At 70.9% G+C, this 6,454-nt stretch carries 8 protein-coding genes; 4 read left to right on the top strand and 4 right to left on the bottom strand.

All coding sequences use genetic code 11. The features are described 5' to 3' along the window. Positions 1-260 precede the first annotated feature (260 nt). The 3 genes from ABZ565_RS10840 (at position 261) to ABZ565_RS10830 (ending at position 2,108) form a co-directional block, all read left to right on the top strand. Positions 261-893 carry a 1,4-alpha-glucan branching protein gene (locus tag ABZ565_RS10840; RefSeq protein ID WP_361023367.1) on the top strand — a complete coding sequence of 211 codons (633 nt, stop codon included), beginning with the start codon at positions 261-263 and terminating at the stop codon, positions 891-893. 55 nt (positions 894-948) lie between these two features. Continuing rightward, complete coding sequence (locus ABZ565_RS10835) at positions 949-1,533, top strand: DinB family protein (protein WP_361023364.1); 585 nt, start codon at positions 949-951, stop codon at positions 1,531-1,533. 209 nt (positions 1,534-1,742) lie between these two features. Then, a complete protein-coding gene (locus tag ABZ565_RS10830) occupies positions 1,743-2,108 on the top strand; it encodes a peptidoglycan-binding domain-containing protein (RefSeq protein ID WP_361023361.1) in 366 nt (121 codons plus the stop codon). A 76-nt stretch (positions 2,109-2,184) separates the two neighbouring features. On the opposite strand, the gene ABZ565_RS10825 is transcribed toward ABZ565_RS10830, so the two are convergent. Next, on the bottom strand, positions 2,185-3,024 hold the full coding sequence (locus ABZ565_RS10825) for a hypothetical protein (RefSeq protein ID WP_361023358.1): 840 nt from the start codon (positions 3,022-3,024) through the stop codon (positions 2,185-2,187). Between the two features lie 289 nt (positions 3,025-3,313). Between ABZ565_RS10825 and hemC the strand changes: the two genes are divergently transcribed. Then, positions 3,314-4,246 carry a hydroxymethylbilane synthase gene (gene hemC, locus ABZ565_RS10820; protein WP_361023355.1) on the top strand — a complete coding sequence of 311 codons (933 nt, stop codon included), beginning with the start codon at positions 3,314-3,316 and terminating at the stop codon, positions 4,244-4,246. On the opposite strand, the gene ABZ565_RS10815 is transcribed toward hemC, so the two are convergent. The 3 genes from ABZ565_RS10815 to ABZ565_RS10805 all read right to left on the bottom strand — a co-directional run bounded on the left by ABZ565_RS10815 (position 4,243) and on the right by ABZ565_RS10805 (position 6,378). Continuing rightward, entirely contained in the window at positions 4,243-5,196 is a 954-nt protein-coding gene (locus ABZ565_RS10815) for an erythromycin esterase family protein (RefSeq protein ID WP_361023352.1), read from the bottom strand. The two genes, hemC and ABZ565_RS10815, sit on opposite strands and share 4 nt — an antisense overlap. Before the next feature lie 92 nt (positions 5,197-5,288). Further along, positions 5,289-5,555, bottom strand: coding sequence for a DUF397 domain-containing protein (locus ABZ565_RS10810; RefSeq protein WP_361023349.1), 267 nt, complete (start codon positions 5,553-5,555; stop codon positions 5,289-5,291). Next, complete coding sequence (locus tag ABZ565_RS10805) at positions 5,536-6,378, bottom strand: helix-turn-helix transcriptional regulator (RefSeq protein WP_361023346.1); 843 nt, start codon at positions 6,376-6,378, stop codon at positions 5,536-5,538. The genes ABZ565_RS10810 and ABZ565_RS10805 overlap by 20 nt, the downstream gene beginning before the upstream one ends. Positions 6,379-6,454 lie beyond the last annotated feature (76 nt).

The following is a 6,454-nucleotide window of genomic DNA, read 5'->3' as shown; positions in this document are numbered from 1 at the left end:
GAAAAGGGCTCCGGCGGCGGGCTGTGGCGGTCGCGGCGTACCGAACGGGTCCGGCACTTGAACCAGTTCGCTTTGTAGCCCCACCACCGCCTTGTCTTCGGCCACGCTGACGCTGACGCAGACGCCACCGGTCCCGCTGATCTCGGCCCCGACCCCTCCCGCCTTCTCCAGGCCCTACGCTCAAGCCGGCGGGCGGGGCTGACAACGGGTCCCGCGCGCACGATAACCAGCCCACTCGACGCACGGGAGAGACCACCGGCATGGCCGTCATCCACCGCACCACCCTGTCGCCGACCAAGCTCGAACTGCTCACCACCTGGCTTCCGACCCGCCCCTGGTACGTGGGCCCCGCTCACCCGTCCCTCGTCAAGTCCGGCGGCTTCCGCCTGGACGACCCGCAGGGCGAGGTGGGCATCGAGTTCATGGTGGTCACCGACACCTCGGGCGCCGAGCCGGTGCCGTACTTCGTGCCGCTCACCTACCGGGGCGCGGCGCTCGAAGGCGCGGAGGACGCCCTCGTCGGCACGACCGCGCACGGCGTGCTGGGGGAGCGCTGGGTGTACGACGGCTGCCACGACCCGGTCCTGGTGGCGCAGCTGCTCGCCCTGCTGGACGGCAGGGCGGAGCCCCAGGCCCAGAGCGTCACCGACACCCCGGACCCCACGATCACGCACTCCCACACGGGCGCCGCCTTCGGCCTGGTGGCCCCCACGGCCACGGACACCCCGGAGGGCACGGACCTGTCCGTCCCGGGCACCACCCTCCACGTGAACCGCGTTCTGCGCGCCGCCGCGGACGCCCCGGAAGGCACGGCGGGGCACATCTCCGGCCCCTGGTCCACGCCGGAGGACGTGGAGGTGCGAGGGGTGTTCGCGGAGGTGCGCACGGCGTAGCGGCCGGGGGAGCCGGGCTTGAGGGTCCCCGCGCTTCGTGGCAGGGTCGGCGGGCATGATCGATGAGGTGGCGAAAGACGTATTGCACGGGCGGCTGCGGCGCGACCGTGAGGTGCTGCTCTGGAAGCTCGACGGGTTGTCCGACTACGACGTCCGCCGGCCCCTGACGGCGACCGGGACCAATCTGCTCGGTCTGGTCAAGCACGTGGCCAACGTCGAGGCCCGGTACTTCGGGGAGGTCTTCGGCCGCCCTTCCCCCGAGCCGCTGCCCCGGTGGCAGGATGCCGACGGCGGCGATCTGTGGGCGGCCGAGGGCGAGACCCGTGATCAGGTCATCGGGTTCTACCGGCGTACGTGGGCGCACTCGGACGCGACGGTCGAGGCGCTTCCCCTCGACGCCCCCGGGCATGTGCCGTGGTGGCCGGAACCCCATGCCGACACGACTCTGTTCGCCGTCCTGGTCCACGTCCTCGGTGAGGCCGTCCGGCACGCCGGTCACGCCGACATCCTGCGCGAAGGTCTCGACGGCCGGACCGGGTTGCGTCCCGAGCACGAGCAGCGGATCGACGAGGAGGCCCGCGCGGCGCATCGCGCGAGGGTCGAGCGGGCGGCGAGGACGGCCGCGCCGGTCCGGCCGTAGCGGCGTCCCCGGCCGGGAATCGCGACCGGGACGCGGGCGGGACGCGGGTGGACGCCCCGGTCGGTCCGCCCCCGCCGGCCCGGGATGTCTCAGGGACGGGAAGTCCTGGTGGGACGGGTGGCGCGGTGCCGAGCATGAGCCCTGTCCGAGTCACGGAATGCCCTGTCGGGGCGGCCCGTGACCGCTTACGAGATGGGGGAAAACCTTCCATGTTCAAGACCGTTCTCCGGCGCGGAGCCGTCGCCTTCGGCGCTGCCGCCCTCGCCGTCAGCTCGCTCGCCGGCGTCGCCCAGGCCGACGTGGGCGTCCCGTACATCAAGCCCGATCAGCGCGGCGACGCGGTCGCCTGTGTGCAGAAGGCACTGCAGCTGGCGGGGTACGGGATCGTGCGCGACGGTGTCTACGGGCAGGCGACCTATGCGGCGTTGACCGACTTCCAGCGCAGCCGCGGCCTTTCGGCGGACGGCATCGTCGGTCCGAAGACCGGCGACGCCGTCTACTACGGCTACCTCCTGCCCTCGGGCCTCGTGGCCTACGAGGAGTACTGCCCCACGATCATCCCCACGACCCACTGACCCACCCCACGCTCCACCGCCGCCCCCGTGCCCTCAGCCGGCGCGGGGGCGGCGACGTGATGACGCCGAGGGCGGCTCAGCGTTTGGGGCGGTCCGACTTGGGGATCAGGCCCGCTCGTACGGCTCGGGCCCGGGCCCTGACCTGTTGGGCGGGGAGGGTCGGGGTCTCGCGGACGGGTTTGCCCGCGCAGCGGCGGCACTTGCCGCCGGGGAGCGCGTCGGCGGTTCCGGGGGCCCGGCACTCGCTGCACTCCAGGGACCGCAGGACCGGGTGGGGTTCGCGGGCCGGGGGCAGCTTCGTCTGGAGGCGCTTCGCCACGAAGGCCGCCGGGTGGTGGATGCGGTCCGGGAGTCCGGTGGTGAGGGCCCGGAGGATGTCGGTCTCCGTGGCGCCCCTGCGGAGCCACTCCGACGCCTGCGGCTCCAGCGCCACGCAGTCGTTGTGCGACAGCGACAGCACGGGGGCCTTGCGGCCCAGCGCCGCGAGCAGGATGAACGCCCTGGAACGCGTTTCCCGTCGGGTCTCCCTGGGTACGTCGCCCCGGCTGAAGTCCGCCCACCAGGTGTCGTCGCGCGCGGTGCGGGAAAAGAACGTCCGGGTCACCCACAGCAGGTTCACCCCGCTCGCCACGCACTCGCTGCCTCGGCGCAGGTGCCCCGCCTCCTGGAGGCGGTTCAGCGACGTCCGGATCGCGCACTGTCCGTACGGAAGCGCCTTGGCCAGGGCCTTTACGGAGATGTCCGCGCCGTCGCACAGCCCGTCGATGTACGCCACGATGGCCGCGTCACGGGGATTGAGGTGCGTGAAGTCCTGACCCGTACGAGGGCGTTGGTCCGGGGCGGATCGCTTGCCGTAACCGGGGTTCGCCATCGGGTGGTCGGGGAAGGGTGCGCTACTAGACTGGGCGTCAGCCATCTGATCGCTCTTTTCGTGCGTCGATCGAGGTGGTCAGGCCCCTGGCGGTGTTGGTGCACCGCCGGGGCCGTCTTAGGTCTATGTCCTCGCTGAAGCTAAAGCGTGCCTACCGTCCGTCGCAACTTGATCGCGAAAAGTGAACCCTTGCGGGTAACGGGGGGCGGGTGGGTGGGTACAGGCCCTCCCAACCATTCCATTCAAAGAGCGCTCGGAACTCGCGGCTTGAGCGCCGGGCGGGAAGGCACGCGGGGAGATGGAATCGCCGGATCTGCGGGTCTATCGTGCCCTCATGCCGGTTGATCTAATTCGCATCGTTTCCCGTGACTCGCCGATGGCACTCGCTCAGGTGGAGCGCGTCCGAGCCGAGCTGGCCGTGCTCCATCCCGGCATCGAGACCGCCGTCCTCCCGGTGAAGACGACCGGTGACAAGTGGATGGGCGACCTCAGCCAGGTGGAGGGCAAGGGGGCGTTCACCAAGGAGGTCGACGCCGCGCTCCTCGCCGGGGAGGCCGACCTCGCCGTGCACTGCGTCAAGGACATCCCGGCGGACCGGCCCCTCCCGGCCGGCACGACCTTCGCGGCCTTCCTCAAGCGGGACGACATCCGGGACGCGCTCATCCACCCCGGCGGCCTCACCCTCGACCAGCTCCCGGCCGGTACCCGGATCGGGACCTCGTCGGTGCGCCGCGTCGCCCAGCTCGCCGCCTCGCACCCGCACCTGGAGTGCGTCCCGATGCGCGGGAACGCGAACCGCCGCCTGGCGAAGCTCGACGCGGGCGACGCCGACGCGCTGATCCTGGCCGCCGCCGGTCTTGAGCGGATCGGCCGGACCGACGTCATCACCGAGATCCTCACGACCGAGACGATGATCCCGCCGATCGGCGCCGGAGTCCTCGCCCTCCAGTGCCGTGAGGGTGACGCGGAGCTCATCGACGTCGTCAGCCCGCTCGGCGACCACGACGCCTACCGCGAGACGCAGGCCGAGCGGATGCTCCTGCACGTCCTGCAGGGCCACTGCAACAGCCCGATCGCCGGATTCGCCCGGGTCGAGGGCAACGGCGAACTGTCGCTCCGCGCCTGCGTGTTCTCCCCGGACGGCAAGACCGTCCTCAACGCCCACGAGTGGGCGGGCCGCCTCGACCCGGCCACACTCGGCACGTCCGTCGCCGTCGCCCTCCTCCGCCAGGGCGCCCGCGACGTGATCGACAGCATCGCGCACTAGCCGGCGGGGGCCGGCCCTTGGGGCAGGGGACGGGACGACGTCACCTCCTGGGTGTGGATGACGGCGTCGAACCAGGTCGCGAGCGAACCGCCGGACATGTGGTGGGCTTCGTCCTGCCGGGGGTCGTACGACGGGCCGATCAATCGCGTACGGGTCGGGGTGTCCAGGAAGCGGCGTACCGCCCCGGAGCTCGGGAGGCCCGGGTCCAGGAGGTAGGCCGCCCTGTTCCCGGCGGCCGCGCCCAGCACGCTGTCCACGAAGTCCGGGCCCGGCGTGGGCAGGGGCCGGCCGATGGAACCGTGCGCCAGGGTGAGGCCGATGGAGCGGAAGCCCGGGCCCAGGCGTTCACGCAGGTATCCGCCCATGTTCCGGTGCGTCTGCGGGGGCTCGGAGCGGGACACGGACACGGTGCGCGGGGTGCCGACGGCGGTGTGGGCCATCCCGCCCCAGTAGACGACCTTGTCTCCCGTGTGCCGCTGCCACCAGGCCGCACCGTCGGCGAGTGCGCGTTCCGCTTCTGCCAGGCTGTTCGCCTGTCCAGCCGGTGGCTGCGCGAGACGTACCGGGTCGTCCGGGTGGCGCTCGTTGTACGACCGCATCCACTGGACGAGTTCGAGGATTTCCCCGGTCCGCCAGAACGCCCGCGCCTCCGCCAGCATGGCCCCCGGGTCCCCGTCGCCCGTGGCCACGTACGCCGCCAGGCCGAGTCGGCCGGGATCGTCGCCCTCCAGGACGACGCTCCGGAACCCCTCCTCCTCCACGAGCAGGCGCACCACGCGGTGCGCCACCTCCGACAGTTCGCGGGTCTGCCGGGTGGCGGCCCCCAGGGCGACGATCTTGGCGTCGCGTACCAGCGGGGCGAGTGGCCGCAGATCGTCCAGCGGCTCGTCGGGCTTCCTTGCGGCGAGCGCGTGGGAGTTGTGCCTGATCCATTGCGTAGCTGTCTGCATGGACGAGATCGTGCGGCCTCAAGCGAGGTTGAGGTCAAGGCGGCCGGTACCACCGCGCTTGTCAGTGGTACCGGCCGCCGGTTCTCGCTGCGTCAGCCCTGCTTGAGGTCGGTGACGAACTGCTCCCAGGCGGTCGTTGCGAAGACGACCGCCGGGCCGTCGGTCACCTTGGAGTCGCGGACGGGGACAGCGTTGGGGACGCCGTCGAGGACTTCGAGGCAGTTGCCGCCGCTTCCGTCGCTGTACGTGGACTTGCGCCAGGTGGCGACCTCCACGCAGTTGCCGCCACTGGCGTCACTGTGGGAGGACTTCTGCCAAGTGGCCGTGGACAGGTCGTAGTCAGAACCGCTGCGCTTCATGCTCGTAATCCTCCGCCACCGACTCGATCAAGGCCAGAGACGCTGCCGGTGAGAGCGCGCTGGCCACGACCAGATCGTAGGTCAGTTCATACCCGCTCACCGTGCCTGGATCGTCCAGTAGTTGGCCTGATCCGAGGCCATCCAGGTACGCCAGCGGGGGAGCATCGGAGAATCGCATGAGCTTTAGGCCGCCGCCCATCGCGGCGTGGCCGCCTGCGGTGAAAGGCAGTACCTGCACGATGACTCGGCGCTGGCGGAGCAACGCGGCGATGTGGCGGAGCGCCCCCGCCATGCATTCGGGCCCGCCGACCCTTCGGCGTAACACCGCTTCGTCCAACACGACCCACAACATCGGCACTGTTGGATCGGCGAGGAGTTGTGCGCGCTCCAGACGAGCCGACACCAGTTCATCGATCACGCTCTCGACGGCCGTGGGCTGGTACTCCCTGAACACCGCCCGCGCGTACGCCTCCGTCTGCAACAACCCCGGGATGAGCTGCGGCGCGTACTCCTTGATCTCCGTCGCTCGGGCCTCCGCCTCGGCGGCCTCCGCGAAGTGGTCCGGGTACTTCGACTTCTTCAACGCCGCGCAATTGCGTTCGAAGAAGCCCTCCGTGCCCAGGGTCTCGTCGAACTTGATCGCCTGATCCATCTGCATGCGCCGGACCCCGGACTCCAGCTGGCCGATGAACGAGCCGCTGAGGAAGAGCGGGGCACCCAGGACGGACTGGGACAGGCCCGCGCGTTCCCTTCGGTGACGGAGTTCGGCGCCCAGGAGGGCTCGGGGAGAGGAGGAGGGGTCGAGCTTTCTGGGGCCTGGCATGACAACTCCCTGTTACACACGTGCGCTTGTTGGGCCTGCACCCCTTCCAGGCTAGCGAGAGAATCACCACTCTGGG

It is taken from the genome of Streptomyces sp. NPDC016469 (genome assembly GCF_040632905.1).
GTDB lineage: Bacteria > Actinomycetota > Actinomycetes > Streptomycetales > Streptomycetaceae > Streptomyces.
Note: the sequence above shows the minus strand (reverse complement) of the source record. Positions and strands in the feature narration are given on the sequence as shown.

Bases quoted from the DNA above. Each gene is read 5' to 3' on its own strand.
- ABZ565_RS10840 (WP_361023367.1), top strand. From the start codon at position 261: ATGGCCGTCATCCACCGCACCACCCTGTCGCCGACCAAGCTCGAACTG.
- ABZ565_RS10835 (WP_361023364.1), top strand. From the start codon at position 949: ATGATCGATGAGGTGGCGAAAGACGTATTGCACGGGCGGCTGCGGCGC.
- ABZ565_RS10830 (WP_361023361.1), top strand. From the start codon at position 1,743: ATGTTCAAGACCGTTCTCCGGCGCGGAGCCGTCGCCTTCGGCGCTGCC.
- ABZ565_RS10825 (WP_361023358.1), bottom strand. From the start codon at position 3,024: ATGGCTGACGCCCAGTCTAGTAGCGCACCCTTCCCCGACCACCCGATG.
- hemC (WP_361023355.1), top strand. From the start codon at position 3,314: ATGCCGGTTGATCTAATTCGCATCGTTTCCCGTGACTCGCCGATGGCA.
- ABZ565_RS10815 (WP_361023352.1), bottom strand. From the start codon at position 5,196: ATGCAGACAGCTACGCAATGGATCAGGCACAACTCCCACGCGCTCGCC.
- ABZ565_RS10810 (WP_361023349.1), bottom strand. From the start codon at position 5,555: ATGAAGCGCAGCGGTTCTGACTACGACCTGTCCACGGCCACTTGGCAG.
- ABZ565_RS10805 (WP_361023346.1), bottom strand. From the start codon at position 6,378: ATGCCAGGCCCCAGAAAGCTCGACCCCTCCTCCTCTCCCCGAGCCCTC.